General features: G+C 72.8%; 26 protein-coding genes and 3 pseudogenes. 11 read left to right on the top strand and 18 right to left on the bottom strand.

Translation table 11 applies throughout. The annotated features are described in order from the left end of the window. Positions 1 to 60 precede the first annotated feature (60 nt). Entirely contained in the window at positions 61 to 489 is a 429-nt protein-coding gene (locus tag IH50_RS0108015; RefSeq protein WP_037872179.1) for a hypothetical protein, read from the top strand. On the opposite strand, the gene IH50_RS0108010 is transcribed toward IH50_RS0108015, so the two are convergent. After that, positions 413 to 1,267 (bottom strand): DUF4184 family protein, encoded by an 855-nt coding sequence (locus IH50_RS0108010; RefSeq protein WP_030858797.1) that lies wholly within the window; start codon positions 1,265 to 1,267, stop codon positions 413 to 415. The genes IH50_RS0108015 and IH50_RS0108010 overlap by 77 nt on opposite strands. A 286-nt stretch (positions 1,268 to 1,553) precedes the next feature. Here IH50_RS0108010 and IH50_RS0108005 point away from each other — a divergent pair, with 286 nt between their 5' ends. After that, positions 1,554 to 3,326 (top strand): lytic transglycosylase domain-containing protein, encoded by a 1,773-nt coding sequence (locus IH50_RS0108005; protein ID WP_030858795.1) that lies wholly within the window; start codon positions 1,554 to 1,556, stop codon positions 3,324 to 3,326. Positions 3,327 to 3,350: 24 nt separating this feature from the next. Here the strand turns inward: IH50_RS0108005 and IH50_RS0108000 are convergent, their stop codons facing one another. Both IH50_RS0108000 and IH50_RS0107995 read right to left on the bottom strand, forming a co-directional pair. Continuing rightward, positions 3,351 to 6,020 (bottom strand): ATP-dependent RNA helicase, encoded by a 2,670-nt coding sequence (locus IH50_RS0108000; RefSeq protein WP_030858793.1) that lies wholly within the window; start codon positions 6,018 to 6,020, stop codon positions 3,351 to 3,353. 4 nt (positions 6,021 to 6,024) lie between these two features. Continuing rightward, a complete protein-coding gene (locus IH50_RS0107995) occupies positions 6,025 to 6,903 on the bottom strand; it encodes a class I SAM-dependent methyltransferase (RefSeq protein WP_078913894.1) in 879 nt (292 codons plus the stop codon). 304 nt (positions 6,904 to 7,207) lie between these two features. Between IH50_RS0107995 and rpsA the strand changes: the two genes are divergently transcribed. From rpsA to IH50_RS0107975, 4 genes are all read left to right on the top strand, one after another. After that, positions 7,208 to 8,701, top strand: a complete 1,494-nt coding sequence (rpsA, locus tag IH50_RS0107990) for a 30S ribosomal protein S1 (protein WP_030228486.1) — start codon at positions 7,208 to 7,210, stop codon at positions 8,699 to 8,701. A gap of 338 nt (positions 8,702 to 9,039) precedes the next feature. Then, positions 9,040 to 9,978, top strand: coding sequence for a PAC2 family protein (locus IH50_RS0107985; RefSeq protein WP_030858789.1), 939 nt, complete (start codon positions 9,040 to 9,042; stop codon positions 9,976 to 9,978). 17 nt (positions 9,979 to 9,995) lie between these two features. After that, positions 9,996 to 10,607, top strand: coding sequence for a dephospho-CoA kinase (coaE, locus tag IH50_RS0107980; RefSeq protein WP_030858787.1), 612 nt, complete (start codon positions 9,996 to 9,998; stop codon positions 10,605 to 10,607). A 50-nt stretch (positions 10,608 to 10,657) separates the two neighbouring features. After that, positions 10,658 to 11,038: a tetratricopeptide repeat protein gene (locus IH50_RS0107975; RefSeq protein WP_030858785.1), complete on the top strand. Its 381-nt coding sequence runs from the start codon at positions 10,658 to 10,660 to the stop codon at positions 11,036 to 11,038. A 13-nt stretch (positions 11,039 to 11,051) separates the two neighbouring features. Here the strand turns inward: IH50_RS0107975 and IH50_RS0107970 are convergent, their stop codons facing one another. Beyond that, positions 11,052 to 11,315 carry a DUF6343 family protein gene (locus IH50_RS0107970; protein WP_030858784.1) on the bottom strand — a complete coding sequence of 88 codons (264 nt, stop codon included), beginning with the start codon at positions 11,313 to 11,315 and terminating at the stop codon, positions 11,052 to 11,054. A gap of 135 nt (positions 11,316 to 11,450) precedes the next feature. On the opposite strand from IH50_RS0107970, the gene IH50_RS0107965 reads away from it, so the two are divergent. Continuing rightward, positions 11,451 to 12,149, top strand: coding sequence for a class I SAM-dependent methyltransferase (locus tag IH50_RS0107965; protein ID WP_030858781.1), 699 nt, complete (start codon positions 11,451 to 11,453; stop codon positions 12,147 to 12,149). A gap of 15 nt (positions 12,150 to 12,164) precedes the next feature. Here IH50_RS0107965 and IH50_RS37500 read toward each other — a convergent pair whose 3' ends face one another. Beyond that, positions 12,165 to 12,773, bottom strand: coding sequence for an RNA-binding S4 domain-containing protein (locus tag IH50_RS37500; RefSeq protein WP_037872178.1), 609 nt, complete (start codon positions 12,771 to 12,773; stop codon positions 12,165 to 12,167). A 74-nt stretch (positions 12,774 to 12,847) separates the two neighbouring features. Here IH50_RS37500 and IH50_RS0107955 point away from each other — a divergent pair, with 74 nt between their 5' ends. Continuing rightward, positions 12,848 to 13,570, top strand: coding sequence for a uracil-DNA glycosylase (locus tag IH50_RS0107955; RefSeq protein WP_030858779.1), 723 nt, complete (start codon positions 12,848 to 12,850; stop codon positions 13,568 to 13,570). Between the two features lie 121 nt (positions 13,571 to 13,691). Here the strand turns inward: IH50_RS0107955 and IH50_RS42455 are convergent. Together IH50_RS42455 and IH50_RS0107950 are read right to left on the bottom strand one after the other, a co-directional pair. Then, positions 13,692 to 13,937, bottom strand: a pseudogene (locus IH50_RS42455) (histone acetyltransferase); the annotation flags it as partial. Between the two features lie 70 nt (positions 13,938 to 14,007). Next, on the bottom strand, positions 14,008 to 15,141 hold the full coding sequence (locus tag IH50_RS0107950; RefSeq protein ID WP_030858777.1) for a glutathione-independent formaldehyde dehydrogenase: 1,134 nt from the start codon (positions 15,139 to 15,141) through the stop codon (positions 14,008 to 14,010). A 182-nt stretch (positions 15,142 to 15,323) separates the two neighbouring features. On the opposite strand from IH50_RS0107950, the gene IH50_RS0107945 reads away from it, so the two are divergent. Further along, positions 15,324 to 15,515, top strand: coding sequence for a hypothetical protein (locus IH50_RS0107945; RefSeq protein WP_030858776.1), 192 nt, complete (start codon positions 15,324 to 15,326; stop codon positions 15,513 to 15,515). Positions 15,516 to 15,563: 48 nt separating this feature from the next. Here IH50_RS0107945 and glpK read toward each other — a convergent pair whose 3' ends face one another. The 6 genes from glpK to IH50_RS0107915 form a co-directional block, all read right to left on the bottom strand. Then, the gene (glpK, locus tag IH50_RS0107940; protein ID WP_030858775.1) at positions 15,564 to 17,087 is read right to left on the bottom strand and encodes a glycerol kinase GlpK; all 1,524 of its coding nucleotides are present in this window, start codon (positions 17,085 to 17,087) and stop codon (positions 15,564 to 15,566) included. 65 nt (positions 17,088 to 17,152) lie between these two features. After that, positions 17,153 to 17,995: an MIP/aquaporin family protein gene (locus IH50_RS0107935; protein ID WP_420709044.1), complete on the bottom strand. Its 843-nt coding sequence runs from the start codon at positions 17,993 to 17,995 to the stop codon at positions 17,153 to 17,155. Between the two features lie 189 nt (positions 17,996 to 18,184). After that, positions 18,185 to 18,616 (bottom strand): SMI1/KNR4 family protein, encoded by a 432-nt coding sequence (locus tag IH50_RS0107930; RefSeq protein WP_234328111.1) that lies wholly within the window; start codon positions 18,614 to 18,616, stop codon positions 18,185 to 18,187. A 799-nt stretch (positions 18,617 to 19,415) separates the two neighbouring features. Continuing rightward, complete coding sequence (locus IH50_RS0107925) at positions 19,416 to 19,934, bottom strand: hypothetical protein (protein WP_030858772.1); 519 nt, start codon at positions 19,932 to 19,934, stop codon at positions 19,416 to 19,418. Between the two features lie 406 nt (positions 19,935 to 20,340). Next, positions 20,341 to 20,802: a GNAT family N-acetyltransferase gene (locus IH50_RS0107920; protein ID WP_030858771.1), complete on the bottom strand. Its 462-nt coding sequence runs from the start codon at positions 20,800 to 20,802 to the stop codon at positions 20,341 to 20,343. Continuing rightward, positions 20,799 to 21,215, bottom strand: a complete 417-nt coding sequence (locus IH50_RS0107915) for a RidA family protein (protein ID WP_030858770.1) — start codon at positions 21,213 to 21,215, stop codon at positions 20,799 to 20,801. Before IH50_RS0107915 ends, IH50_RS0107920 begins: the two co-directional genes overlap by 4 nt. A gap of 146 nt (positions 21,216 to 21,361) precedes the next feature. Here IH50_RS0107915 and IH50_RS40805 point away from each other — a divergent pair. After that, positions 21,362 to 21,463: pseudogene (locus tag IH50_RS40805) on the top strand (nucleotidyltransferase domain-containing protein); the annotation flags it as partial. Here IH50_RS40805 and IH50_RS42450 read toward each other — a convergent pair. The 5 genes and pseudogenes from IH50_RS42450 to IH50_RS0107895 all read right to left on the bottom strand — a co-directional run. Beyond that, positions 21,451 to 21,555, bottom strand: a pseudogene (locus IH50_RS42450) (histone acetyltransferase); the annotation flags it as partial. The pseudogenes IH50_RS40805 and IH50_RS42450 sit on opposite strands and share 13 nt — an antisense overlap. Positions 21,556 to 21,559: 4 nt before the next feature. After that, positions 21,560 to 22,498 carry a S8 family peptidase gene (locus IH50_RS0107905; RefSeq protein ID WP_234328110.1) on the bottom strand — a complete coding sequence of 313 codons (939 nt, stop codon included), beginning with the start codon at positions 22,496 to 22,498 and terminating at the stop codon, positions 21,560 to 21,562. Positions 22,499 to 22,648: 150 nt separating this feature from the next. Then, entirely contained in the window at positions 22,649 to 22,855 is a 207-nt protein-coding gene (locus tag IH50_RS0107900) for a hypothetical protein (RefSeq protein ID WP_030858768.1), read from the bottom strand. 7 nt (positions 22,856 to 22,862) lie between these two features. Beyond that, positions 22,863 to 23,051 (bottom strand): hypothetical protein, encoded by a 189-nt coding sequence (locus tag IH50_RS39460; protein WP_078913893.1) that lies wholly within the window; start codon positions 23,049 to 23,051, stop codon positions 22,863 to 22,865. A gap of 28 nt (positions 23,052 to 23,079) precedes the next feature. Further along, positions 23,080 to 24,048 (bottom strand): hypothetical protein, encoded by a 969-nt coding sequence (locus tag IH50_RS0107895; RefSeq protein WP_030858767.1) that lies wholly within the window; start codon positions 24,046 to 24,048, stop codon positions 23,080 to 23,082. Between the two features lie 1,043 nt (positions 24,049 to 25,091). Between IH50_RS0107895 and IH50_RS0107885 the strand changes: the two genes are divergently transcribed. Further along, a complete protein-coding gene (locus IH50_RS0107885) occupies positions 25,092 to 26,951 on the top strand; it encodes an FUSC family protein (protein ID WP_030858765.1) in 1,860 nt (619 codons plus the stop codon). The last annotated feature ends 3 nt before the right edge of the window (positions 26,952 to 26,954 follow it).

Genomic DNA, 26,954 nt, shown 5'->3' with positions numbered 1-26,954 from the left:
TTCACTCGCGTGGCCCCCGCGGGAAAGCCCCCGCCCGCAGGGCCGGACACCATGCCATGCATGGGTATACGCATGCTTCACCGCGCAGCGGCAGGCAACGCACCCCCGCGCCCCGGCGGACGCGCACCGTATCCGCCGGTCCCGGTCTTCGCGGCCTCCGCAAGTACCGTCCGCATCCCCGCCACCCTCGTGACCGCGCTGCGCAGCGTCACGGCGGGCCTCGGCCGCCGTATCGCCGGCGGCCGCCGGCGAACCGCCCGCACCCCCGCCGCCGGGATCCTCACGGCCGAGCAGCCGCCGTGGCGGCTGTGGGCCGAGCTGGCCCGCGCCCACCTCACCCTCGTGCTCACCCTGCTGCCCCGCCCCCGCCCGGTCCGCACCGTCACCGTGTTCGTCGCGGCGAGCGACACCCTCAGCGTGCGCCCGTACGGTCCGGCCGCCGCGTACCGGCGCGCGCAGGGACCCCCGTGGCCGGACGCCACACCCTGACAGCCACCGCGTACAGCGGCAGCGCCAGGACCAGTCCAGCGCCCGCCCCGAAGCACACCGTCGGAATCAGTTCCCAGGGCTTCGCGGACGAGCCCCAGTGGGCCCACCACCGCGAGGCCCGCTGCACCGCCCCCACCACCGCGCACCCGCCGAGCAGCGCGACGGCCCACCACCGGTCCCCGGCGGACAGCACGGGCACCCCCGCCGGCTCGCCCCCGGGGGCCGCCCGCCGCAGTGCCCGCGCCACGAACAGCGCGATGACGACCGCGGCCACCGCCGAACCGCCGTACTGCAGATACCAGTACAGCGGCGACCCCGCCACCTTCTCGCCCAGCACGGGAAACACCCGCGTCCCCCACCGGTCGAGATGCGTGAACGCGTCCCAGACCACATGCGTCAACGCCCCCACCACGGCCGAGAGATACCAGCGCGCCACCAGCGACGGCCGTATCCGCGCACGCGGCGCCCCGCAGCGCAGCAGCGCCGCCGCCCGCCCCTGACGGGCCCGCGGCACCAGCGCCACCAGCGGTTCGCGCACCAGCAGCCACAGCCCCACCAGCGCCCAGGCGATGAGCACGTCGACCGTGAACACACCCCCGAACGCGTGGGTGACGTCACCGAACTCCATCGCCCCGGACAGGACACTCGCCGCGTAATAGGTCATGTCGGGAGCGAAACTGCCCGCGACCAGTACGGCGGGGACCAGGGGGCCCCGCCCGCTTCCGTCGGCGCGCACGGCGGGCAGCACCGCCGCCGCATGGCTCAGCGTGAACGGCAACGCGGCTCCTCGTGGCAGTGGCTGACCGGGCCCGCGGGCCCACCTGATCGGCAGGCCCCAGTATGCGGGAAACCCCGCGGCGACTCCCGCCCCACGGGAACGTGGTGAACCGGTGAATATCGGGCATGAACAGGTGTCCGCGCAAAGGAAGTTGCCGTAGGGTCGCGAGGGCCGTCGTGCCGGATGCCCTCAGGAGGGCAACCAGTGGGGCGGGTAGATCGTCACAACAGGGCGAACACAACACAGGCTGACGGACGTCACGGCGTTCAGGGGAGGGGCTCACTCTATGGCGGCGCAATTCGGCAGGAGGCTGCGCAAGGGAGTGACGACCACCGCCGTCGCCGCGGCGGCGGTGGCGGCCCTGGCCGCGTCCCAGGCCCCCGGCGCGACCACCGACGGTCAAGGGGGAGGGCAGACCACCTCGGACGCCACGCCCTCGCCCGAGGAGGCCGCCGGCGCGACCGGCAACTCGCCGTACTACACGGACCTGCCGCCGCTCAACAGCCCCAACCCCGCCCCGTCCGCGAGCACCGGGACGGACACGTCGGGCGTGACCGAGGCCGGCATACCCGCGACGGTCCTCGACGCCTACAAGCGGGCCGAGGCGACGCTGCGCGAGAAGAAGCCCGGCTGCAACCTGCCCTGGCAACTCCTCGCCGCCATCGGCAAGGTGGAGTCCGGTCAGGCCCGCGGCGGACGCGTCGACGCCGACGGCACCACCCTCTCACCCATCCTCGGCCCCCAGCTCGACGGCAACGGCTTCGCCCTCATCAAGGACACCGACAACGGTGCCTACGACGGCAACAGCTCCTACGACCAGGCCGTCGGCCCCCTGCAGTTCATCCCCTCCACCTGGGAGTGGGCGGGCCGCGACGGCAACGGCGACGGCCGTGAGGACCCCAACAACATCTACGACGCCGCCCTCGCCGCCGGCCACTACCTGTGCCGCAACGACTGGGACCTGTCCGACCAGCGGGACCTCGACAGGGCGATCCTCAGCTACAACCAGTCGACGGAGTACCTGAACACCGTCATGTCGTGGCTGGAGTACTACCGCAGGGGCACCCACGAGATCCCCGACGGCACCGGCACGCTGCCCAGGGACCGCAGCGACAGCACCGTCACGGTGCCTCCCTCCCCGAGGGTGCCGAGCGCGCCGCCGAGCACGTCGCCGTCGCCGAAGCCCAGCCCGAAGCCGGACAAGCCCGCCGGCTCCGGCAGCCCGAGCACGCCGCCGCCCACCACTCCGCCCACCACCCCGTCCACCCCCACCGACACGGTGGACCACCTGGAGAACGCCGGTACCGCGCAGTTCACCGCGATGGCGGGCGACGCGTTCACCGAGCGGATGAGCGCCCGCGCGGAGACGGACGCCGGCAAGGCCGTGGCCAAGGTGCGGATCCGGTTCACCATCGCCGGTGACACCGACACCACCTTCGCCGGCGGCGAGAGCGTGGCCACCGTCGTCACCGACGGCTCGGGCGTCGCCGTGGCGCCCGCGCTCCAGGCGGGCGAGAAGACCGGCTCCGTCACCGTCCGGGCCGCCGTGGTCGGCCGTACGGTCAAGGGCGTCACCTACCGGGCGACCGTCACCGAGCGCGCCGCCGACACCCTCGTCCGCACCAGTGTGAAGGAGCTGACCTGCACGCCGGGCGGCGCGTTCGCGGACGCGGTCGAGCTGAAGGCCACCTACAAGGGCGCGGTCGCCGACAAGGTCGCCGCCACCGCGACGCTCGTCACGTCGGCCGAGGACGGCACCGAGAACGACAAGGGCCCTTACTTCAAGGACGCCGACGGCAAGGCCGTACGCACCCTGAGCGGCCTGACGACGGACGCGGACGGCCTGCTGAAGCTGCCTCAGCTCTACGCGGACAACACCCCGGGCACGTTCCAGCTCCGCGTCACCACCGCGGGCGGGGCGACCATCACGGTCGAGCTGACCGTGGCGGCGCCGGCCGAGACGGAACCCCCGGCCGAGACGGAACCCCCGGCCGAGACGGAGACGCCGGCTCCGTCGGAGACCCCGTCCACCAGCCCGTCGGCGAGCCCTGCCGTCTGACGGAACCGGAACGAGACGGATGGATCACCGCCGGAGCCGCGCGTTGGTGTGCCGGGTCGGCTCGGCGGTGGCCGGATCCTCCGGCCAGGGGTGCTTGGGGTAGCGTCCGCGCAGTTCGGCCCGTACGCCGTGGTAGCCGTCCCGCCAGAACGAGGCGAGGTCGGCGGTCACGGCGGCGGGCCGCCCGGCCGGGGACAGCAGGTGCACCAGCAGCGGCACCCCGGCCACCCGCGGTGACTCCTGGAGCCCGAACATCTCCTGCAGCTTCACGGCGAGCACCGGCCGCTCCGGGTCGGAGTAGTCGATCCGGATTCCGGACCCACTGGGTACGGTGATCCGCTCGGGGGCGAGCTCGTCGAGCCGTACGGCCTCGCCGGAGGCCCAGGGCAGCAGCCGCGCGAGCGCCTGCCCGGCGTCGATCCGTCCGAGGTCGGCCCGTCGCCGCGCCCGGCTCAGTTCCGGCTCCAGCCACTCCGCCACGCGCGCGTGCAGCGCCTCGTCGGAGACATCGGGCCACGGCGCACCGAGCCGGCTGTGCAGGAACGCCAGCCGCTGCCGCAGTACGACGGCCCCGGCCGGCCACCGCAGCAGCCCGAACCCCTCCTGCCGCAGCCCGTCCAGCAGCGCGTCCCGGACGAGCGAGGGGCCGGCGTCGGCATACGCCCGCACGGCCACCTCCACCGCCCCGAGCCGCTCGACCCGCCGCGCGACGACGTCCCCGTCGGCCCAGCCCACTTCCTCCCGGTGTTCCAGCAACGCCCCCGCCGCGGCCCGCGCGACCCCCTCGTCGACGACGCCCCCGAGCCGCACGCGCGCGTGCCCCCGCCCCACAGGCCGGTCGGCCACGGCGACGGCGATCCACTCGGCCCCCCGCAGCCGCGACCCGGCCCCCGTCTCGGCCCGCGTCCCGCCGACCATCAGATACGACCCGCCCTCCACCCGGGCGACCCGCTCGGGAAAAGCCAGCGCGACGACGAACCCGACCCGCCCGTCCTCACCGTCCCCGGCCACGGGCGGGAAGCCGGCTCCGTCCGTCCACCGGGGCCGGGAGCCCTCGGCCGCCCGCGACGCCCCCGGCCCGGCGCTCCCGTCCCCAGGCCCTCGCGGGGTGCCCGGGGCGGACGTGTCCGCGCCGCCGACGGCCCGGGTGCCGCCCCGGTCCGCCGGTGCCGGTGGGGAGGTCCGTGCGGGCTCCGAGAGGAGAGCACGGAGGCGGGCGGCCTCCTTGCGCCACCGCGCGGTGTACGCGTCGCCGCCGCGCCGGGCGGCGTGCAGCGCGGCGGTGAGGTCGTCGCCGTACTCGCGCGGTGGTTCCTCGCCGATCAGGGCGACCACCTCGGCCGCGAGGTCCGGGCCCACCACCGGTGCCGCGTCCAGCAGGGCGCGGCCCAGACGCGGGTGCAGGCCCAGGCGGGCCAGCCGCGCCCCGCGCTCGCCGGCCCGTCCGTCGGGGCCCACCGCCCCGATCGCCGTCAGGACGGAGCGGGCCGCCGCCATCGCCCCGGCCGGCGGGGGATCGAGCAGCGCCAGCCCCGAGGCGTCCGGATCGCCCCAGCAGGCCGCCTGGAGCGCGAACGCGGTCAGGTCGGCCACCTTGATCTCGGGGGAGGGGAACCGCGGCAGACGGGCGTCCTCCGCCTCCGCCCAGCACCGGTACACCGTCCCCGGCGCCTCACGCCCGGCCCGGCCCGCCCGCTGGAGCCCCGCCGCGCGGGAGGCCCGTACCGTCGTCAGCGCGCTCAGCCCCCGCGCGTGGTCCACGCGCGGCTCGCGCGCCAGCCCGGAGTCCACGACCACCCGCACCCCGGGAACCGTCAGCGACGACTCCGCGACCGAGGTCGCCAGCACCACCCGGCGCCGCTCCCCGGCCGCCAGCACCGCGTCCTGCACGGCGGCCGGCGCCCGCCCGTGCACCTGGAGCACGTCGACGTCCCCGAGGCCTCCGAGCTGCCCGGCCACCCGGGCGATCTCGCCGACCCCCGGCAGGAACACCAGCGCGTCCCCGTCCCGCTCCGCCAGCGCCCGCCGCACCACCGACGCCACATGCGTCAGCAGCGCCGGATCGACCCGCGTCCCGTGCGGCGGCCGTACCGCACGCGCGGGAGGCGCCCACACCATGTCCACCGGGAACGCGGCACCACGCGCCTCGACCACCGGCGCGTCCCCCAGCAGCCGGGCCCAGCCCTCCGCGTCCGTCGTCGCCGACGCGGCCACCAGCCGCAGCTCCGGGCGCAGCGCCTCGCGCACGTCCCACAGGAACGCCGCCGCCGTGTCCGCGTCCAGGTGCCGCTCGTGGCACTCGTCGAGCACCACCACGTCCACCCCGGACAGCTCCTGGTCGCGCTGGAGGCGCTGGAGGAGCACACCGGTCGTGACGACCTCCACGCGCGTGTGTCGCCCCACCGCCCGCTCCCCGCGCACGGTGAAACCGACCGACCCGCCGACCCGCTCGCCCAGCAGCCACGCCATCCGCCGGGCCGCCGCGCGGGCCGCGATCCGCCGCGGCTCGGCGACCACCACCCGCCGCGCGGGCCCGTCCCCGAGCAGCCCCGCCAGCGCCAACGGCACCAGCGTCGTCTTGCCCGTGCCCGGCGGCGCCACCAGGACGGCGGTGCCGTGCGCGTCGAGCGCGCCGGTCAGCCCCGGCAGGGCCTCGCGTACGGGAAGGGCGTCCAGGGCGTCGTGACGGATCACGCACTCAGTCCCGTACGCACACGAAGATCGCCGTCCCCGGGATCAGGTTCCCGCGCAGCGGCGACCAGCCGCCCCACTCGGCGGTGTTCCAGGCCGGCCACTCCGGCTCCACCAGGTCCACCAGCCGGAACCCCGAGGCGACGACGTCACGGACGCGGTCCCCGAGCGTCCTGTGGTGCTCCACGTACACCGCGCGGCCCTTCCCGTCCTGCTCGACGTAGGGCGTGCGGTCGAAGTACGACGCGGACACGCTCAGCCCCTCCGGGCCGGGCTCGTCGGGGAACGCCCAGCGGATCGGGTGCGTGACCGAGAAGACCAGCCGGCCGCCGGGCCGCAGCACCCGCCGCACCTCGCGCAGCACCAGCCGCGGATCGGCGACGAAGGGCAGCGCCCCGTACGCCGAGCAGGCCAGGTCGAAGGAGCCGTCCGCGAACGGCAGCGCCCCCGCGTCGGCGCACACCAGCGGGACCGGTCCGCCGATCCGCAGCGCGTGCTGCAACTGCCGGTGCGAGATGTCCAGCGCCACCGGCCGCGCCCCCTGCGCGGCCAGCCAGCGCGAGCACTGCGCCGCGCCGGCGCCCAGCTCCAGGACGTCCCGCCCCTTCAGTTCCTCCGGCGGGCCGAGCAGCTCCGCCTCCACCTCGTCCAGACCTTCGGGCCCCCACACGAAGCGGTCGTCGCCGAGGAACGTGCCGTGCTCGATCTGGTACTCGTCCGCGTTGCGGTCCCACCATCCCCGGTTGGCTCGGGAGCTCTCCGTGACACCGGCCTGCCGCCGGGTCGCCTCCGGTTCGGGCGCTTCGGGCTCTTGGATGATCGGCTCCCTCGTCGTACTCTTCCGTCCAACCAGCCGGTCCCCGGCGTGTCGCAGAAGGGGTCTCATCACCCCTGCGTGGCCTCGAGAGACCGTGATTGTGCCGGTTATGCGGCGATCCGCCCCGGGTGGGCGGCTTCGCGCATTGACCATGCCCGGCAGTCCCCGTATGCTACAAGTTGCGCTGCGAGCCTGCGCACCTCAGACGTAGCAGGCTGCGCTCGCATCTGTTGTATGTCCCCTCGGTTCTCGAGGTGTCATCACTGGTCATACGGTGAGGCGCTTCCTTGGCTGTCCGGCTTCTGCAGAGCGAAACGGGCTCCGGCGTAGCAGTACCTACGACTTCAATGTCCGTACCGGAGCCCTTTCCCACATGACGAGCAGCACCGAGACCACCGCCACCACCCCGCAGGTTGCGGTCAACGACATCGGTAACGAGGAAGCATTCCTCGCCGCGATCGACGAGACGATCAAGTACTTCAACGACGGCGACATCGTCGACGGCGTCATCGTGAAGGTCGACCGGGACGAGGTCCTGCTCGACATCGGTTACAAGACCGAAGGTGTCATCCCGAGCCGCGAGCTCTCGATCAAGCACGACGTCGACCCCAACGAGGTCGTCGCCGTCGGTGACGAGATCGAGGCCCTCGTCCTCCAGAAGGAGGACAAGGAAGGCCGCCTGATCCTCTCGAAGAAGCGCGCCCAGTACGAGCGTGCCTGGGGCACCATCGAGAAGATCAAGGAAGAGGACGGCATCGTCACCGGTACCGTCATCGAGGTCGTCAAGGGTGGTCTCATCCTCGACATCGGCCTCCGCGGCTTCCTCCCGGCCTCCCTGGTCGAGATGCGCCGCGTCCGCGACCTCCAGCCCTACGTGGGCAAGGAGCTCGAGGCGAAGATCATCGAGCTGGACAAGAACCGCAACAACGTGGTCCTGTCCCGCCGTGCCTGGCTGGAGCAGACCCAGTCCGAGGTCCGCCAGACGTTCCTCACCACCCTCCAGAAGGGTCAGGTCCGTTCCGGCGTCGTCTCCTCGATCGTCAACTTCGGTGCCTTCGTGGACCTGGGTGGCGTCGACGGTCTGGTCCACGTCTCCGAGCTGTCCTGGAAGCACATCGACCACCCCTCCGAGGTCGTCGAGGTCGGCCAGGAGGTCACGGTCGAGGTCCTCGACGTCGACATGGACCGCGAGCGCGTCTCCCTGTCGCTGAAGGCGACCCAGGAAGACCCGTGGCAGCAGTTCGCCCGCACCCACCAGATCGGCCAGGTCGTGCCCGGCAAGGTCACGAAGCTGGTTCCGTTCGGTGCGTTCGTCCGCGTGGACGAGGGCATCGAGGGTCTGGTCCACATCTCCGAGCTGGCCGAGCGCCACGTGGAGATCCCGGAGCAGGTCGTCCAGGTCAACGACGAGATCTTCGTCAAGGTCATCGACATCGACCTCGAGCGCCGTCGCATCAGCCTCTCGCTGAAGCAGGCCAACGAGGCCTTCGGTGCCGACCCGTCGGCGGTCGAGTTCGACCCGACCCTGTACGGCATGGCCGCGTCCTACGACGACCAGGGCAACTACATCTACCCCGAGGGCTTCGACCCCGAGACCAACGACTGGCTCGAGGGCTACGAGACCCAGCGCGAGGCGTGGGAGACCCAGTACGCCGAGGCGCAGCAGCGCTTCGAGCAGCACCAGGCGCAGGTCATCAAGTCCCGCGAGGCGGACGAGAAGGCCGCTGCCGAGGGTGGCGAGGCCGCCGCTCCGGCCGCGTCCGGTGGCGGTTCGTACTCCTCCGAGGGTGGCGACCAGTCCGGTGCGCTGGCTTCGGACGAGGCGCTCGCCGCGCTGCGCGAGAAGCTGGCGGGTGGGCAGAGCTGACGCTCTCCACTGACGCCTAGCCGTTGACTGAGGGGCCGCACCTTTCCGGGGTGCGGCCCCTCAGTGCTGTGTTCCGGGCCGTGCCCGGTGGGGGTTCTCGCGCCCGGGCGGCGGAGCCGCATACCGATACGGTCCCGCGCCTCTGGGGAGTCGCCCGCGGCCCCGATGAGGAGTCCGCCGCGCCCGCGTGCCCCCGAGGGAGACCCCCGTGCCCTCCGGGGAGCTGTCGGCGGCTCCGATGAGAAGATCCACACGATCCCCGGGGAGTTGCCCTCGCCGGGGAATGTCAGTGGTGCGTGCCATGTTGTGGTGTACGGACATGAGGAGGAGCGGTCACTGTGCTTGATCCGCAGGGTTTGTACGCGTGGGAGCCGAAGGGGCTCGGTGTCGTCGACGTGGCACTGGCCCAGGAGTCGGCCGGACTTGTCATGCTCTACCACTTCGACGGATACATCGACGCGGGGGAGACCGGGGACCAGATCGTCAGCCGGCTGCTCGACTCGCTGCCCCACCAGGTCGTCGCCCGGTTCGACCACGACCGGCTCGTCGACTACCGCGCCCGCCGCCCGCTGCTGACCTTCACCCGCGACCGGTGGAGCGACTACGAGGTGCCCGCCATCGAGGTGCGCCTCGTCCAGGACGCCACGGGAGCGCCCTTCCTGCTGCTCTCCGGGCCCGAACCGGACGTGGAGTGGGAGCGCTTCGCCGCCGCCGTCCAGCAGATCGTGGAGCGGCTCGGCGTGCGTCTGTCGGTGAACTTCCACGGCATCCCCATGGGCGTCCCGCACACCCGGCCCGTCGGCCTCACCCCGCACGGCAACCGCGCCGACCTCGTCCCGGTGGCCGGCAGCGTCTTCGACGAGGCACAGGTGCCGGGCAGCGCCGAGGCGCTCGTCGAGTACCGGCTCATGCAGGCCGGGCACGACGTCCTGGGCGTCGCCGCGCACGTGCCGCACTACATCGCCCGTTCCCCGTACCCGGACGCGGCACTGACCGCCCTTGAGGCGATCACCGCCGCGACGGGACTGGTCCTGCCCGGCGTCGCGCACGCGCTGCGCACCGACGCCCACCGCACCCAGACGGAGATCGACCGCCAGATCCGGGAGGGCGACGACGAACTCACCGCCCTCGTCCAGGGCCTGGAGCACCAGTACGACGCGGCGGCGGGCGCGGAGAGCCGGGGCAACATGCTCGCCGAGCCGGTGGACATCCCGTCGGCGGACGAGATCGGCCGCGAGTTCGAGCGCTTCCTGGCGGAGCGCGAGGGCGACGGCTGACGCCCTAGGCTGTCCCCATGCTGACAGTGGGGCTGACCGGCGGGATCGGTGCCGGCAAGAGTGAGGTGTCGCGGCTGCTCGTCGAGTGCGGGGCCGTGCTGATCGACGCGGACCGGATCGCGCGCGAGGTCGTCGAACCGGGCACGCCCGGTCTCGCGGCGGTCGTGGACGCCTTCGGCGCGGAGATCCTCACCGAGGACGGCAGGCTCGACCGGCCCAAGCTGGGCTCCGTCGTCTTCGCCGACCCCGAGAGGCTGGCCGTCCTCAACTCGATCGTCCATCCCTTGGTGGGTGCCCGCTCCCGTGAGCTGGAGGAGGCCGCCGCCGAGGACGCCGTCGTGGTCCACGACGTCCCGCTCCTCACGGAGAACGGCCTGGCCTCCCTCTACGACCTCGTGATCGTCGTCGACGCGAGCCCGGAGACCCAGCTCGACCGGCTCGTCGGCCGGCGCGGCATGACGGTGGAGGACGCACGCGCGCGGATGGCCGCCCAGGCGACCCGCGAGCAGCGCCGGGAGATCGCCGACATCGTCATCGACAACGACGTCCCCCTCGACGAACTGCACCGGCGCGTCAAGGAGGTGTGGGCCGACCTCGTCCACCGGGAGCGGGCCTCCCACCCGGAATAGCGGGTGCCGGGCGGGGCGTTGAACCCGTTCAGCAAGGGAAGGATTCCGCCGTGCCCGAGACCAGCGGTTCGACCGGACGTACGCCGGAAACGCATGTCATCGACTTCCGTGCCGCCGAGCACCTGCTCGCCTCCCGGGACCCCAGGGGCGCGGTGAAGCTGCTCGACGGCGTCATAGACGTCCACCCGGAGAACACCGCCGCGCGGCTGCTGCGCGCCCGTGCCTTCTTCGCGGCGGCCCAGCTGCGCCCCGCCGAGCTGGAGTTCTCCCTGGTGCTGGAGCGCGAGCCGGACAACGCCTTCGCCCACTTCGCGCTCGCCCGCACCTACCAGCGGCAGGGCCGCCCGCACCCGGCCAAGCGCCACTTCCGGCTGGCGGCCGCGCTGGACCCGAACCCGGAGTACCTGAAGGCGGCCCGCTTCGACGAGTGAGCGGCGGCCGGCGCTACGGGCGGCCCCCCGGCGGCTGGTACGGGGGCACATCGCGCCCCGGCTGGTAGTGCGGGCCCTGGCGGATGTGCCGCAGGACGACGGCCAGGTCGACCGTGACGACCAGCCACAGCAGCCCGCAGGCGAGTGCCCAGCCCGGATGCCCCGCGAGCGCGAACGCCACGGTCCCGGACACCGTCCAGACCACGCCCCACACGCTCAGCCAGAACCGCATCCGCAGAGCACTGCGGGCGGTCGTCGGCTCACTGCCCGTACGCATCCCGGTCACCACCTCGTCCACGCCGCTCCCACGTGCTCCGGGTTCCCCGAACCGCCTCCAGGACCGCGTGTCACTCGGTCGGGTGAACCGACGAGGGAGGGGAACGGGCGTGCGGCCGCCGGCCGTTTCACGGGCATGGAACTGAGAATGCGCGAGGGCCATGAGGGGACGGGTCCCGGGGCGATCACCCCGGACGGCTGCGCGGTGGAGCTGTACGCGCGACTGCCCGTCGGGGACGAGCCGGACATCATCGCCGCCGCGGTGCCGGCGGGGGCGCGGATCCTGGAGCTGGGCAGCGGCGTCGGGCGGATGACCCACGCGCTGCTGGAACGCGGCTTCGAGGTCACGGCGGTGGACGAGTCCGCTCGGATGCTGGAGCGGGTGCGCGGGGCACGGACGATATGCGGCCCCATAGAGAAGCTCGACCTCGGTGAGACGTTCGACGTGGTGCTGCTCGCGTCGTTCCTGGTGCACGCGGGGGACGTGGAGGTGCGGCGGGGCCTGCTGCGCACCTGCGCGCGGCATCTGGCGAAGGGCGGGTGCGTGCTGATCCAGCGGGAGGGCGAGGACTACCACACCGATGTGCCGCGCGAGCGGGTCGACCCGGCCGGCTTCACCGTGCGGATCGTGTCGGCGGAGCCGGTGGGCGACGGCGTCGACTCGGTCCACGCGGAGTACGTGTTCCCGGACGCGACCTGGACCCAGACGTTCCGCGCCCGCCCCCTGACGAGGGAGCAGTTCGAGGAGGCGCTGGCGGAGACGGGCCTGACGGTGGACCGGTACCTGACGGAGGACAGGATGTGGGTGAGGGCGGTGCCGATGTCCGACACCTGATCACGCGCCCCGCGCTCACGGCCGTGCCGCGCCCCCGGTCCCCCTGCCGCGGTCCTTGCGTCCACCGGCCGTCTCACGTCCGGCGGATCCACCGCGCCCCCTGCCGGTTCCACCGGACGCGGCGCCCGGGGCACCGCTGCCGCCCGGCCCGCCCGGTCCCGCGTGTCCGCCGAACAGGGCGGGGCCGCCCAGGCCGCGCAGCCGTTCCATCTCCCGGCGGTCGCGTTTGGTGGGGCGGCCGGTGCCGCGGTCGCGGATGCCGGCGGGGGCGACGGCCTCGCGGGGCGGGGGCGGCGGGGAGTTGTCGATGTAGCACTGGACGGCCACCGGGGCGCCGACCCGCTTGCGGATCAGCCGCTTGACGACGACGATCCGCTCCCGGGTCTCGGCCCGCAGCCGCACCTCGTCACCGACCCGGAGGGAGTGGGAGGGCTTCACACGCTCGCCGTTCACCCGGACGTGTCCGCCCTTGCAGGCGGCGGCTCCGAGGGAGCGCGTCTTGACCAGCCGCACCGACCAGATCCAGCTGTCGATCCGTACGGACTCACCACTCGGCGGGCCGGCCGCCTCGGCGGCGGCCACGGCGGCGGCGACCTTGGGGTCCTCGGCACTCTCAGAAGCCATGGTCCCGACCCTAACTCCTGACCCCGGCCGGTGGTGCGGGGTTTTCGCCCGCCCCGAACACCTACGGTGGAACCATGGACCCCCATGGCCTCGACCGGCTCGACCAGCGCATCGCCGGCTGCCGTGCCTGCCCCCGGCTGGTCGACTGGCGGGAGGAGGTCGCCCGGACCAAGCGGGCCGCGTTCGCGGACTGGACGTACTGGGGGAAGCCGGTGCCCGGATTCGGGCCGGCGGACGCCCGGCTGCTGATCGTCGGCCTGGCACCCGCCGCGCACGGCGGCAACCGCACCGGGCGGATGTTCACCGGGGACCGCTCCGGGGACGTGCTGTACCAGGCGCTGTACGACGTGGGGCTCGCCTCACAGCCGGGTTCCACCCATGCCGGGGACGGTCTGGAGCTGTACGGCGTGCGCGTCACCTCGCCCGTGCACTGCGCCCCGCCGGCCAACAAGCCCACCCCCGAGGAGCGGGACACCTGCCGGCCCTGGCTGGTACGGGAGCTGCGCCTGCTGCGGCCGACGGTACGGGCCGCGCTCGTGCTGGGGGCCTTCGGCTGGCAGGCCGCGCTGCCCGCGTTCGCCGAGGCCGGCTGGACCGTGCCCCGGCCCCGGCCCGCCTTCGCGCACGGCGCCCGCGTCACCCTGGACGCCCCCGACGGCCCCGGCCTCGACCTCTTCGGCTGTTTCCACGTCAGCCAGCGCAACACCTTCACCGGCCGCCTCACCCCCGAGATGCTCCGGGAGGCGCTGCGCACGGCGGCCGGGGCAGCGGGACTGAGTACACAGGGAAGGGGATGAGCGGTCCAGGACGACGCCGGTACGGTGCTCCGGCGAGCCGGCATCCATGGAGCGAACCCGTACGACGACGCGCCGGCGGCGGACCGGGACGCCCGGTCCCGCGCCTGACACCTCACGGCCGTCACACGTACCGCACGTCCGGCTTCCGCTCTTCGTCCCCGGACCCGTCCGTCCACTCCACGGCTGTGAAACCGTGCGCTCGGAGAAGCGGTGCGCGGGTGTGCTGACCGGAAGGTCCACAGCGCGAGTCCTTCGGGGCCACGTTCCCTGGCCAGGGGGACGGGCCGGTCACCGGTTCCGTGCCCGCGCCACTCGGAGCGAGGAGGCGGAGCCGGTCCGCCTCCTCGCCCTCCGGCACCGGCACGCCGGCCGCATTCCGGCCCGCCGCCCGTAGAGCCCCGCCCCCGCATCCGCGTTGCTCCCGCGGCGCCGGGGCTCTACGGGCGCAGCACCACCTTCGTGTAGCCCTCGATGCGCTTGTCGAACTTGTCGTAGGCCGACGGCGCCTGGTCCAGGGGCAGTTCGTGGGAGACGACGAAGCTGGGCTTCGCCCTGCCCTGGATGATCATGTCGCGCAGTTGCCGGTTGTAGCGCTTCACGTTGCACTGCCCCGTGCCCAGCCGCAGGCCCTTCTCGAAGAGCTTGCCGACCGCGACGAGGAGCATGCCCTGCTTGGACTGCTCGTCCGGGGCTCCGGGGTCGGACGGCACGTAGAGCCCGGGAACACCGAGCATTCCGGTGGCGCGCACCGTGCGGATGAGCGAGTTCAGGACGGTCGCCGGTTCCTCGCGGTCCGTGCCGCCCGCCGTGGCCTGGTAGCCGACCGCGTCGATGCCCTTGTCGGTGCCCATGCCCTCGGTCTGCTCGTGGATCTGCTCCACCGGGTCGCCCTCGGCGAAGTTGACCGGGACCGCGCCGATCTCCTCGGCCTTCCGCAGCCGCTCGGGGACCCGGTCCACGACGAAGACCTTCTTCGCGCCGCGCAGCAGTGCCGAGTAGGCGGCCATGAGACCGACCGGTCCGGCGCCGTACACGGTGACGCTCTCGCCGGGGCGGACCTGGGCGAGTTCACAGCCGTGGTAGCCGGTGGGGAAGATGTCGGCGAGCAGCACGAAGTCGTTCTCGTGCTCCTTTCCCGGCGGCAGTTTCAGGCAGTTGAAGTCGGCGTAGGGGACGCGCAGGTATTCCGCCTGGCCGCCCTTCCACGGTCCCATCGCGACATAGCCGTAGGCGCCGCCGGGAAAACCGGGATTGACGGTCAGGCAGTACCCGGTGAATCCCTCGGCGCAGTTCCGGCAGAATCCGCAGGCGACGTTGAAGGGCATGACCACACGGTCGCCCTCCTTGAGCGAGGTGACCCCCGGGCCGGCCTCCGTGATGACGCCCATGTTCTCGTGACCGAAGGTGATACCGGGCTCGGCGGCGGTACGACCCTCGTACATGTGCAGGTCGGAACCGCAGATCGCGGTCGAGGTGACCTTGACGATCACGTCGTTCGGATGCTGGACGGCGGGGTTGTCGACCTCTTCGACGGCGACCTCGAACGGTCCCTTGTACACGACGGCCTTCATGGTTACGACCTCCACTCGGTGACGTACGGGTCCGGTGGCGCGCCTCTCCCGATGGTTCCGCGTGACCGATTTCTCATGGTTCTCCGGTCTGGCCGACAGGGCAAGCCGGTAATATCCGGACGCATATCGTCCGGCGTTCCGCGGACGACGCATGCCGTAACCGAGAACGGAAAGAGGCCGCCATGGCAGCGCAGCGGCTGGGGACCCTGCTGGTCGCGGTGCCCGGACTGTCCGGCACCACCTACCCCCCGGGCACGACGGTGACGGTCCGTGGCCGTGGGGCCACTGTCGACGGGTTCGTGAACGGCGACTGGCTTCCGCTGTCGTGGTGGGAGTTCTCCGACGGCCTCCGCGAGGACATCGCCGACCGCTGACCGAGGCGCCCGTCACCCGTCGGCCGGCACGGAACCCACCGGCCGGTGTCAGTCGTCACTGACCTTGACCCAGTCCAGGGTCCGCTCCACCGCCCGCTTCCAGTCCTGGTAGCCTTCCTGGCGCCGCTCCTCGCTCCACTGCGGGGTCCAGCGCTTCGACTCCTGCCAGTGGGTGCGCAGCTCGTCGGTGTCGCGCCAGAAGCCCACGGCGAGCCCGGCGGCGTAGGCGGCGCCCAGCGCGGTGGTCTCGGCCACCACGGGACGGCTGACCGGCACGCCCAGCACATCGGCCTGGATCTGCATGCACAGATCGTTCGCGGTGACGCCGCCGTCGACCTTGAGCACGTCCATGCGCACACCGGAGTCCTGCTCCATGGCCTCGACCACGTCGCGGCTCTGGTAGCAGATGGCCTCCAGTGTGGCCCGCGCGATGTGGCCGCCGGTGTTGTACCGGGCCAGCCCCACCATGGCGCCGCGTGCGTCGGAGCGCCAGTAGGGGGCGAAGAGACCGGAGAACGCCGGGACGAAGTACATCCCGCCGTTGTCCTCCACCGAACGCGCCAGCTGCTCGCTGTCCGAGGCGCTCCCGATGATCTTCAACTGGTCGCGCAGCCACTGCACGGCCGCGCCGGTGACGGCGATGGAGCCCTCCAGGGCGTAGACCGCGGGGCTTCCCGCGAACCGGTACGCCACCGTCGTCAGCAGCCCGCTGCGTGAACGCACCAGCTCCGTACCCGTGTTGAGCACGAGGAAGTTGCCGGTGCCGTAGGTGTTCTTGGCCTCGCCGGGGGAGAAGCAGACCTGGCCCACGGTCGCCGCGTGCTGGTCGCCGAGCACACCGGTGATCGGGACGGCGGCACCCAGCGGCCGGGAGGTGCGGGCCTGGCCGAACGCCTCGGGGTCGGACGAGGCGTGGATGTCCGGCAGCATCGTGCGCGGGACGCCGAAGAGGTCCAGCAGCTCGTCGTCCCAGTCCAGGGTCTCGAGGTTCATCAGCATGGTGCGGCTGGCGTTGGTCACGTCCGTGGCGTGCACACCGCCGCTGGGCCCGCCGGTGAGGTTCCACAGCACCCAGGCGTCGGTGTTGCCGAACAGGGCGTGGCCCGCCTCGGCGGCCTCGCGCAGGCCGTCCACGTTCTCCAGCAGCCACTTGATCTTGCCGCCGGAGAAGTAGGTGGCCGGCGGCAGACCGGCCTTGTGGCGGATGGTGTCGCCGTGACCGTCCCGCTCGAGAGCGGCGGCGATGCGGTCGGTGCGGGTGTCCTGCCAGACGATGGCGTTGTAGTACGGGCGGCCGGTGCGCGGGTCCCAGACCACCGTCGTCTCGCGCTGGTTGGTGATGCCGATGGCCCGCAGGTCGGCGGCGGTCAGGCCGCCGTCGCGCAGGCCGTTCTGGATCACCGTGTTGGTGCGTTCCCAGATCTCCACCGGGTCGTGCTCGACCCAGCCGGACCGGGGCAGGATCTGCTGGTGTTCGAGCTGGTGCCTGGCCACCTCGTTCCCCGCGTGGTCGAAGATCATGAAGCGGGTGCTGGTGGTCCCCTGGTCCACCGCGCCGACGAATTCGGGCATCGCTGACACCTCCTGGTTGACGACAGGGGCCTGACGGCAGGGTCCTGACGGCAGGGTCCGGGGACCTACGGTTCCTCGGTGGCCGGGCCTTTCTCCTGCTCCTCCAGCGCCCTCGCCCTGGCGGTGATCACCGGTTTGATGAGCAGGTCGTACACGCCGACACCGACGATCCCGCCGATCAGCGGGCCGACGATGGGGATCCACCAGTAGCCGCTGAACCAACCGAAGGTGCCGGGCAGGGCGATGTCGCCCCAGCCTGCGAAGAAGGTGAACAGCCGGGGTCCGAAATCACGCGCGGGATTGATCGCGTACCCGGCGTTGGTGCCGAAGGTCAGGCCGATCACGACGACCACCAGACCGATGATGAACGGGTGGAGATTCGCCGTCGGAGCCGTATTGCGGGTGTCGATGACGGCGCAGATGAGCAGCAGCAGGACCGCCGTTCCCACGATCTGGTCGAGCAGCGGGCCCCACCAGGAATTCCCGAAGTATTCGGCGGGGAACGTCGCGAAGATGGAGTAGGTCGCCAGCGACTCGTCCCGCGGGATTCCGGCCTTGGCGTCGGCCGCGTCGATGGCCCACCGGTAGCACGCGTAGACGAGCGCGGCGGCGGCGAAGGCGCCCACCACCTGCGCCAGCCAGTACGGCAGGACCTTCCGCCAGGGGAAGTCCCCGCGCACGGCGAAGGCCAGCGTCACCGCGGGGTTGATGTGGGCGCCGCTGACACCGCCGGCCACGTAGACACCGAACACCACGGCGAGGCCCCAGCCCCACGAGATGATGAGCCAGTTGGCCGGCCCGAATTCCACGATCTGCCGTCCCGAGCCGGGAAGACCGACGACGGCGACGGCCACCGACCCGGCGCCCAGCAGGAGCAGGACGAACGTCCCCAGGAATTCGGCGATCATCTCGCCGCCGAGATCTTCTCGGTAACCACGACGACGTGGGCTGCTCTCCGCCTTGATGCGTTCAGCCATCGGCTCTCCTCGGCAGGAATGGCACAGGCCTTCCCCTCCCTCATCGGCAGCGTATGCGCATCGCCGTGAGAGGGCGCCCGGAGCAGGACGTTTCCTTCCAATGGAGCAAGGCGCCGGGCGTCAGCCGCCGGGCAGGAACTCCCAGAACGGGCCCTCAGGCGCGCGATCGCGGGAACACAACGTCACGTCTCTCCCCTTGAGGTAATCCAGCAACCATTCGCTGAACGTCATCTCGTAGAGGGTCCAGGCCGGACTGTCGAACTCCTGGACCACGACGCGCCAGGGCGACGAGGGAGCGTCGGGGACGCGGAGGAAGACCGCCTCCCCCGTCGCGGCCGTCGCCACCGGCATCAGTTCGCCGGGGTTCGCCCCTACCGGACTCGGCAGGAATTCCGCCATGTCCTCCTCGCGCCAGAGGCCGAGGTCCATCCGGATCAGCGTCCCCAGATCGTGCAGAAGGTGCGCGGCGGGATGCTTCAGATACAACTGTCCGTTGATTTCGATCGAACCGTAGGCGTCCACGATCTCGCGGAAGTCCGACGGGAATCCCATGCCGAGTTCCTGCTCCAGCGCGATCCATGGTGGTGAGGGTGACGTCGACGGTGTGGGCGGAGTCGGGCGTCATCCGGGCCGGCGTGCCCGGCACGTGGTACATCGGCTCCGGGCTCCGATGGCGGGGCCGCGTACGCGACCTGCGGCAAGAGCGATCCCGCTGTCGCCGCCACCACCGGACAGGAGAGATGTCTCCTGTGCGGCACCTTCACGTCATGACCTTTCGACATCGGCGGCCTGTCCCGCCGGACGCGAAATGGGCACGCCGAACGAGCCGTTGCGGAGAATTCCGAACGGCGGCCGGATTGTTGACCAGTTGAATGACGGCGTGTCGAGCGATGGGACATTTGGGGTCACTGAAGCCCCGGAATGTGGTTGCTTCACCCCCGTTTGTCTTCTCGGTGGCGCCGCGTGTTCCGCATGGGGTATAACCGCCCGGTTCCGCACCGGAAGTACGCGCGGAAATTGCGCCCGACGAAATCCGGCCCCATGCCAACGACCGAAAGCGCGGCGGAAACAACGGAAAAGGACGCCCCGGCCGACAAGCGCCGGGACGGGTTTCCCGGACGGCCGTCACCGGGGCGCACTATGCCGCCCTCGGTCCCGGTGGAGCTGTCGCAGTGCCCCGTGACCGCTGACGTGGTCACGGGGCACCGGCGTGTTGACGGCCGGCTGCGATCCGGCGTTCAGGCGGGCCCGGAAGTGGGTGCGGGCGGCGAGCATCCGGATCCGCGCGGGGTGGCCGCGAGCGTCCCCACCGCCCGGCCGCGGTCCCCGCCGGGTGGGAGCCGTGCGTGGGTCAGTTGCAGTTGGTGACGTTCTTGGCGACCCGGTTGATGAGGTAGGTGGAGGAGGACGACGACGACTTCATCAGGGCCGTCACCGTGCCGCAGCCTCCCGGCTTCTGCCACACGGGACCGGCGTACGAGCTGAACGTGCCCTCGTCGACGGCGCACGGGGTGGACGTGAAGTTGTCACAGAGCTGCAGCTTCATCCACTTGGCGCCGCCCGTGTTGTTGTCGAACATGGAGCAGGTGTTCTGGTCGCTGGCGGCACCGTTGCCCCCGTAGACCCACAGTGTGCCCAGCCGGTTCGTGTCGGTGGGCAGACGCAGGGCGAGGGTGATGGTGTCGTACTCCGCCCCGCAGAGGTTGGCCATGGCCGCCACCTTCTCGGGGTGGGCCTGCGCGTAGGCCGCGGATTCGGCGTCCACGCCGGGCCCGATCCGGATGTCGTCGGCGGCGTGGGAAGAGGTCGCGAACGGGCCGGCCGCCGTGATCGCGAGGGCGATCGCGGCGGTGGTTATCGTCCTGCCCACAGTGCGCGGCACTCCGTACATGGAAGACCCTCCTGAAGTCATTTCCGGATCATCTTGCGGCGGCGTCTTTCACCTGCCGGAAGCATCCATGATCAAGAGCTGCCCGGTGTAAACATTTTTTGGAAAGAATGCGGGTGCAGAAGATCTGCCGGTGACGAATCGCTCGGTGTCGGATTTTCCTGGAACGTATTCTTGTGGGTGGTGGGTTTTCCGCCAGGAAGGTGATGGTGGCTCATTCGCTCGACGATGATGTGAATGGCCTGCGGGTGACCTCGCCCCGATCCATGCGTGGCGGCGCGGAACCGGCGGCACCTGCCGAGTGACCGGCCACTTCCCGGCCGTCCCGCCCGCCCGGTTCACGCCGGGCCACGACCGCGTCGTACGGTGAACGACGCCGCCCGGCCGCCTACGGCCGCCACACGTACCGGACGTCCGGCTCCCGCTCCTCGTTCCCGGAGCCGTCCGTCCGCTCCACGGGCGCGAAACCGTGCCGCTCGTAGAAGCGGTGCGCGGGCGCGTTGACCTGGAAGGTCCACAACGCGAGCCCGTTGGGGCTGCGTTCCTTGGCCAGCGCGACGAACCGGTCACCGATTCCGTGCCCGCGCCATTCGGGGGCGAGGTAGAGCTGGTCCAGCTCCTCGCCGTCCAGCACCATCACACCGGCCACGCCCCCGCCCGCCTCCGCCACCCACGTCTCCCGTACGGGTATGAGTACGTGCCGGAAGTGGTCCCGCACCTCGTCGTCGGACCGGGGCCGGACCACGCCCGGCAGCGCGGCGGCGAAGGACCGAAGCCAGACACCGGCCGCGGCCCCGGCGTCGGAGGGCAGCGCCCGGCGCAGCTCCACCGTCCGGTCGCCGTCCCTCACGATCCGGCGTCGGTGTCCGGCACGACCGCCGTCGCCGTGATCTCCACGAGCTGCCCGGTGTATCCGAGGCAGGCCACACCGATCAGGGTCGACGAGTGGGGCCCCGTGCTCAGCCCGGACGCCTCGACCACGTCCCATACTGAGGTCAGCACCGCGGACTCACCGCTCACGACGTACACGTCCGTCGCGACGACGTGCCCCAGGCCGGAGCCCACCGCCCGCAACTGCTCCTCGAGATTGGCGATCACCTGCCGGGCCTGTCGCACCGGATCCCCCTCGCCGACCAGCTTCCCGTCGGCGTCCAACGGGACCGACCCGGCGAGAAACGCCAGCCTCGTGCCCGCCTCGACGACGGAGGCGTGGGAGTAGGTGGGCGGCGGGAAGAGAGCGGGGACGGTGACGCGCCGGATCACGCGGACTCCGATCTGCGGGGAGGACGGACAACCCCCGATCCTGCACGACACACCGAGCCACCGCACCCGTATTTCGCTCGCACCCTCGACCACCTCCCCGTACCCTGCCCGATGCCTCCCGCACACCGCCGATCACCAGGAGCCCCGTGCCGTCCGCCCTCCCGGACCAAGCCTTCCTCGACCGTACGGCCGACCGCCTCGCCGGCCTCCCCGGTGTCCGGGCCGTCGCCCTCGGCGGCTCCCGCTCCTCGTTCCCGAACCCGTCCGTCCACTCCACGGGCGCGAAACCGTGCCGCTCGTAGAAGCGGTGTGCGGACCCGTCGACCCGGAAGGTCCACAGGTCGTCACAGCCGCCGGAAAGGTTCCCGGGCCGGATGAACCCGGTTCCGGACGCCAAGGGTCCGGGGAGACCGGCGGGACGGCTCCCGGGGCCGGTCGCGGAGCGCCGTGTACGCGGCCCACGCGTCCAGCAGCGGCGGGACGACCGAATGCCGTCGGCCGGGTCCATGGGTGACCGCGTACCGTACGGCCGCCGGAGTGGCCTCCGGGAACGCCGAGCACAGCAGGGCGACCGCACCCGTGACGAACGGCGCGGCGGCGCTCGTGCCGTTCAGGACGAAGGGGCGGTCGCCGGGCCCCGGCGCCGGGACGCGGTCACCGGGGGCGCCGACTCCGCGGCGGCCGATGGACACGCCGAGATTGGACTGGGGCATGGGGCGCCCGGCGCGGTCGTACGCGGTCACCGGGATGACCCAGGGATGCCCGGTGAGGGCGGAGGAGCCCGGTCGCCCCTGGTTCCCGGCGGCGACCACGAGGATCACGCCCCGGTCGGCGGCGTGGTCGAGGGCCGCTTCCAGCGCGGGGTCGCGGGCCCCGGAGGGCGCGGGCTGGGCCATGCTGAGGTTCAGGACGAGGACGCCCGCGTCGACGGTCTCCACGATCGCCTCGGCCAGCTCTCCCGTCCGCACGCCGGAGAGGCAGGTCGCGGGCCCGCCGTCGGCCGGCCGGTCCGTGAAGAGGGGCCGGGACACCAGAGTGCAGCCGGGGCAGACGCCCCCGGCCCCGGCGATGGTCCCGGCGACGGCGGTGCCGTGCGCACAGCAGACGTCGGCACGGTGACAGGCCCCCGCACCGGCGGCCGGGCGCAGCTCCCGGACCGGGCGGCCCGCGAAGGCGGGGTGGTGCGGGTCGACGCGGCCGTCGATCAGGCCGACGGCGACCGAGGGCCGACCGGAGGTGCGCGCCATGAGCGGCGTGAGGCGGACCAGGTCCCTGGGATCCACGGAAGCCCTCCCGCCTCCGGCCACGGGGCGGGCGCGGCCGGTCACCGTCCCGCGGCCCCCGCCGGGCGGGGGCACGTCCGGGACGTCATACGGAGTGCCGCTTCGCCGGGCGGGGAGCGGCGTGCGGCCGGACGGGGCGGACGGGCGGGGTCACCACCGCTCCGGCCCGGGGCCCAAGCAGTACCGGTTGATGCACTTGCGGAAGCAGCGAGGGTCCCAGGAGTCCTCGCACACGTTCTCGCAGATCGACTGGTACTCCTCCGCGCAGGTGATCTGCTGCGGCACGAACCGGTCGCCGGGTGCCGGTCCGGAGCCGCCCCGTGGCTCCCGCCGGCGCTCGAATCCAGGGATGCTCATCCTGCGGTCACCACTTCTCCGAGCAGAGCCTTGTCAGGCAGTTCCGCACGCACACACGGACGTTGTGGGCGCCCCGGCACTGGTTGCGGCAGACCGGAGCCAGTTCCTCCTCGCAGGTGAACTGCTGAGGGAGGAACAGATCACCGGGGTTCACTCCACGTGCCGCCCGCTCGACGGCGAATCCGGGGATACGCATGTCCGTTCGCCTCTTTCTCTCTCGTGGTTCACCGGGCGTAGTAGGGCTGGAGCGAGGTCACGTGGAAGGGGAAGAGCCCCGCGAGACCGACGCGGACGAACCACTGCTCGGTGACATTGGTCTGACGGTGGGTGTAGGAGAAGACGACCGTGATGACGGTGTGCGATCCGGAGCTGAGCCGGGAGGGCCCGGCCTCCACCGCGGAGAGCGCGTAGCCGTCGGTGGACTTCTCGTGGGTCTTCCGGTAGATCTCCTGGTCCCTGACCGTCAGGTAGTTGAGGGCCCGGTCGACGGGTTCGGTACCCGCGTTGTCGCCGAGCTGGAGCAACCGGTCGAGCAGGGCTCCGGCGGCCCTCTGGAACTCCTTGCGGGGGGTGTCGTCGGGGCGGTCGATCGCCCGGATCAAATCCTTGCTGTCGAAGGCCCAGATCTTCTCGACGCGGACGACCGGGACGGAGAGCCCCTGGCAGGCGCCCGGGGGCGCGACCGGGCCGAGACGGCCGACGACCACGGCGAGGTCGCGCCGGTCGGCGACCGGGCGCAGGGCCTCCACGATGTCGTCCAGACCGGTGGGGTCGGCGGGCTCCAGGATGTAGGCGTCGACGCCCTGCACGGAGAGGACGTAGCACATCTGCCGGGCGATGTAGCGGTTCTCCGGGTCGGACAGGACCCGGTGGAGCGCGTCGGCGTCGGTGACGTCGGTGGCGCCGTCGGCTCCCGCCACCTGGAAGAACTCATGCTGAACGGAGAGGTCCGGGAAGACGGCGTGGACACGGCCCAGGACGTAGACGTAACCGGCGCCGATGTCGCCGCCGGTCTCCCGGCCGCCCTCGCAGGAGGCGACCGTACCGCAGCCGCACGAGGCGTGGGCGACGGCGGGCTCGCCGGGCAGGGGGCGGGGATCCTCGGGACCGGGAACAGGAGTGGGCGCGGGCCGTGTTCCGGCCTCCGCCAAAGGGCCCGTGGCGGTGACGGCGTCGGTGGTCTCGGGGTCCATCGGTCACTCCTCACACATGCTCGGCCGGGGCTCTCCGGCCACAGCGGGTCGCGCGCCGACCGTCCTGACCGCGTACGCGCCCCCGCGGTGCCTCAGCGGTCCCGGCCGCCGCCGATCGCCATCCACCGGTTCAGCGCCTCGGCCCTGCGACCACAGCCGCCGCAGGGCCGGAGACCCACGGCCGTGGTCACCCGGGCGACGGCGTCGCCCAGTCCGATCTCCGCTCCCTCACGCGCGAATCCCGGGATACGGGCCCGGTGGCGGGGCCGGTCGTGACGGCGGGCACTCCGGGGGCCACGTGCCTCCCCGTCGCCGGCCTCACGGCCGCTTGTTACACCGTCAACCATCCTGCTCACATCCCGGTGTCGGACCACTCCCCGGGTTCCCCCGCCCCTTCCCATCCTCTTCCCGGGACGCTCCGCGCGCACCTCAGGCGGACCGGCCCCGAGCCCGTGGACCGCACGGCAACGTCGTTACTGTGAGCGAGGATCGGGCTACGGTGGGAGCAACGGCGCGGGAGTTCCGCGGCACTGCCCAGTGAACATCCGCAAGCCGCCGAAGAGTTGCGGGACCTGGTGGAAGAGCGTCGGCGCCGGGCGGCCGGCGGCCAGGAGATCCGCGGCGACGTGCGGACGGAGGCGCGGGCCGACGTCGTCGGCCAGGTGCCGACGTGTGCGGTGGGGGAGCGGGCGGACCGCTGCCAGGAACCGGAGGAACGGGTCCGGCAGGCCCGGGGCGGACGGGCACGCCGAGGCGCGGGCCGAGTCCGCCGAGCGGCCGAAGGACACCGAACTGCGCGTCACGGCCCGGTCGACGCTACGGCGGGCCGGGCCGGGAACCCGTCCGGGCGGAGAAACCGCTCGCCCGGGCACGGATCCCCGGCCCGGCCCGCCGTCCCGCTCCCGTCCGCACCGTCACATTCCGGAAACGCGGCCGTTCGCTCCCCTTCCACCCCACCGACTACCGTGGACCGTACGTTTCCCCTCGCCCGGTCACCGTCGCCCGTGAGCCCGCCCCGTTCCCGACGCGACGACTGGAGCCCCGTGACCCGACCCGCCCGTGCCGTACCCCCATGGCTGGCCCACGCCCTGCGTGCCCAGCGCGGACCGGTCCCGTGGAGCGCCGTCGCGCGCGGCGCGCTGGGCGGCGGGCCGCTGCTGCTCGCCGCCGTCCTCGCCGGGCGGCCCACGCTCGGCGTCGTCGCCGCCATCGGTGCCATGTTCGCCGGGATCAACGACCGGCCGGGCAGCCGTCGCGCCTCCGTCGGACGCGTCGGCGGGCCCGCGCTCGCGGGGGCGGCCGGGCTGGTCGTCGGCACGTACGGCGGGGACCACGTCCCCGCCGTACTGCTCACCCTGCTGCTGACCGGGCTCGGTCTCGTCGCCGGCGCGGTCAGCGCGCTGGGGCCCGTCGGATCCTCCGTCGGGACGCAACTCCTGGTCGGCGCCGCCGTCGGTGCCGGGATGCCGCTGCCCGAACCGGGCTGGCAGCGGGCGCTCGCCTTCCTCGCCGGCGCGGCCTGGCTGCTCCTGCTGCGGCTGGCGCTGCCCACCCCCGGCTCGCTCGCCGGGGGCTTCCGGTTCGACGGGGAGCGGAACGCCGTCGCCGGGGTGTACGACGCCATCGCCGGCCTGCTCGACGCCACCGGGTCGGAGACCGCCACCGCACGGCGGGCCGCGCTCACCGCCGCGCTCGACCACGCGCAGGACGCGCTCGCCGGCCCCCGGCTGCGGCGCTACGCCTCCTCCTCCGCCGAACGCCGGCTGCACGCCCGGTACGCCGCCGCCCTCCCGCTCGCCGAGGCCGCCACCGCGCTCGCCTGGGCCGGGGACCCCGTACCGGCCCGCGCCGCCGAAGGCCCCCGGCGCCTCGCCACCGCCGTACGGGACAGCACTCCCACCGGCCCGCTGCCCGCCCCCTCCCGCACCGTCCCCGCCCTGCGCGCCCTCGACGACGCCCTCCTGCGCGCCGCCGAGGCCTTCGACCGGGGAGACGGCGGCGACCTGCACGGCCGCAGCCGCTCCCGGACCGCCGCCCTGCGGACCGTCCTCGGCGCCCGCGGCCGGGAGTACGGAACGCGGGTCGCCCTCTGCTTCGGGGTGAGCGCCGCCCTCGCCCAGGCCCTGCACCACACCCGCTGGTACGGGCAGCACGACCACTGGTACTGGCTGCCCGCCACCGCCGTCTTCCTCGTCAAACCCGACCTCGGACCCCTCGCCTCCCGCGTCCTGTCCCGGGCCGCCGGAACCGTCCTCGGGGCGCTCCTGTTCGCCGGGCTCGCCGCCGTGCTGCCCCGCCCGGAAGGACTCGTCGCTCTGGTCACGGTCAGCGGCGCGCTGATCCCCGTCGCCACCCGGCACTTCGCCGCGCAGACCGCCGTCGTCACCGTGCTCGTCCTCGCCCTGGTGATGGCCGGCGGCGAACCCCAGGCCTCCGCCGGACGCATCGGTGAGACCCTGCTGGCCTGCGCCCTCGTCCTCGTCGCGGGACACCTTCCGATGCCGGGACAGCGCGGCGGCGCCGCCATCCGCGCCCGCCTCACCGAAGCGGCCGGCGCCGCCCAGGCGTACCTCGACCACGTGCTCGGCGGGTCCGACGACCGCGCCGCCCGCTGGGCGCTGCGCCGCGAGGCCTACCGCACCCTCGCCGAGGCCCGCGCCGCCATCGCCCTCGCCTCCGCCGAACTCCCCCCGCTCGCCCGGCACGCCGACGGCACCGACGAGACCGCCGCCACCCTCGAGCTCCTCGTCGACACCGTCACCGCCGGCGCCGTCCACCTCGACGACACCGGCCGCCTCGACCCCCGGCACGTCCGGCGGCTGACCGAGCTCGCGGACCGCCTGGGGAGCCGGGGCGATGTGGCGGTTCGGCTCACACCGGACCGCGACCGCGTCGTACGTTGACGG

Origin of the sequence: Streptomyces sp. NRRL S-37, assembly GCF_000721605.1 — a bacterium.
Classification (GTDB): domain Bacteria; phylum Actinomycetota; class Actinomycetes; order Streptomycetales; family Streptomycetaceae; genus Streptomyces.
This window is presented reverse-complemented; position numbering and strand designations above follow the sequence as displayed.

Bases quoted from the DNA above. Each gene is read 5' to 3' on its own strand.
- IH50_RS0107970 (WP_030858784.1), bottom strand. From the start codon at position 11,315: ATGCGTACGGGCAGTGAGCCGACGACCGCCCGCAGTGCTCTGCGGATG.
- IH50_RS0107930 (WP_234328111.1), bottom strand. From the start codon at position 18,616: ATGGGATTCCCGTCGGACTTCCGCGAGATCGTGGACGCCTACGGTTCG.
- IH50_RS0107995 (WP_078913894.1), bottom strand. From the start codon at position 6,903: ATGAGACCCCTTCTGCGACACGCCGGGGACCGGCTGGTTGGACGGAAG.
- IH50_RS0108015 (WP_037872179.1), top strand. From the start codon at position 61: ATGGGTATACGCATGCTTCACCGCGCAGCGGCAGGCAACGCACCCCCG.
- IH50_RS39460 (WP_078913893.1), bottom strand. From the start codon at position 23,051: ATGCGTATCCCCGGATTCGCCGTCGAGCGGGCGGCACGTGGAGTGAAC.
- IH50_RS37500 (WP_037872178.1), bottom strand. From the start codon at position 12,773: ATGGCTTCTGAGAGTGCCGAGGACCCCAAGGTCGCCGCCGCCGTGGCC.
- IH50_RS0107935 (WP_420709044.1), bottom strand. From the start codon at position 17,995: ATGATCGCCGAATTCCTGGGGACGTTCGTCCTGCTCCTGCTGGGCGCC.
- IH50_RS0107955 (WP_030858779.1), top strand. From the start codon at position 12,848: ATGGACCCCCATGGCCTCGACCGGCTCGACCAGCGCATCGCCGGCTGC.
- IH50_RS0107950 (WP_030858777.1), bottom strand. From the start codon at position 15,141: ATGAAGGCCGTCGTGTACAAGGGACCGTTCGAGGTCGCCGTCGAAGAG.
- coaE (WP_030858787.1), top strand. From the start codon at position 9,996: ATGCTGACAGTGGGGCTGACCGGCGGGATCGGTGCCGGCAAGAGTGAG.
- IH50_RS0107900 (WP_030858768.1), bottom strand. From the start codon at position 22,855: ATGAGCATCCCTGGATTCGAGCGCCGGCGGGAGCCACGGGGCGGCTCC.
- IH50_RS0107895 (WP_030858767.1), bottom strand. From the start codon at position 24,048: ATGGACCCCGAGACCACCGACGCCGTCACCGCCACGGGCCCTTTGGCG.
- glpK (WP_030858775.1), bottom strand. From the start codon at position 17,087: ATGCCCGAATTCGTCGGCGCGGTGGACCAGGGGACCACCAGCACCCGC.
- IH50_RS0107945 (WP_030858776.1), top strand. From the start codon at position 15,324: ATGGCAGCGCAGCGGCTGGGGACCCTGCTGGTCGCGGTGCCCGGACTG.
- rpsA (WP_030228486.1), top strand. From the start codon at position 7,208: ATGACGAGCAGCACCGAGACCACCGCCACCACCCCGCAGGTTGCGGTC.
- IH50_RS0107965 (WP_030858781.1), top strand. From the start codon at position 11,451: ATGGAACTGAGAATGCGCGAGGGCCATGAGGGGACGGGTCCCGGGGCG.
- IH50_RS0108005 (WP_030858795.1), top strand. From the start codon at position 1,554: ATGGCGGCGCAATTCGGCAGGAGGCTGCGCAAGGGAGTGACGACCACC.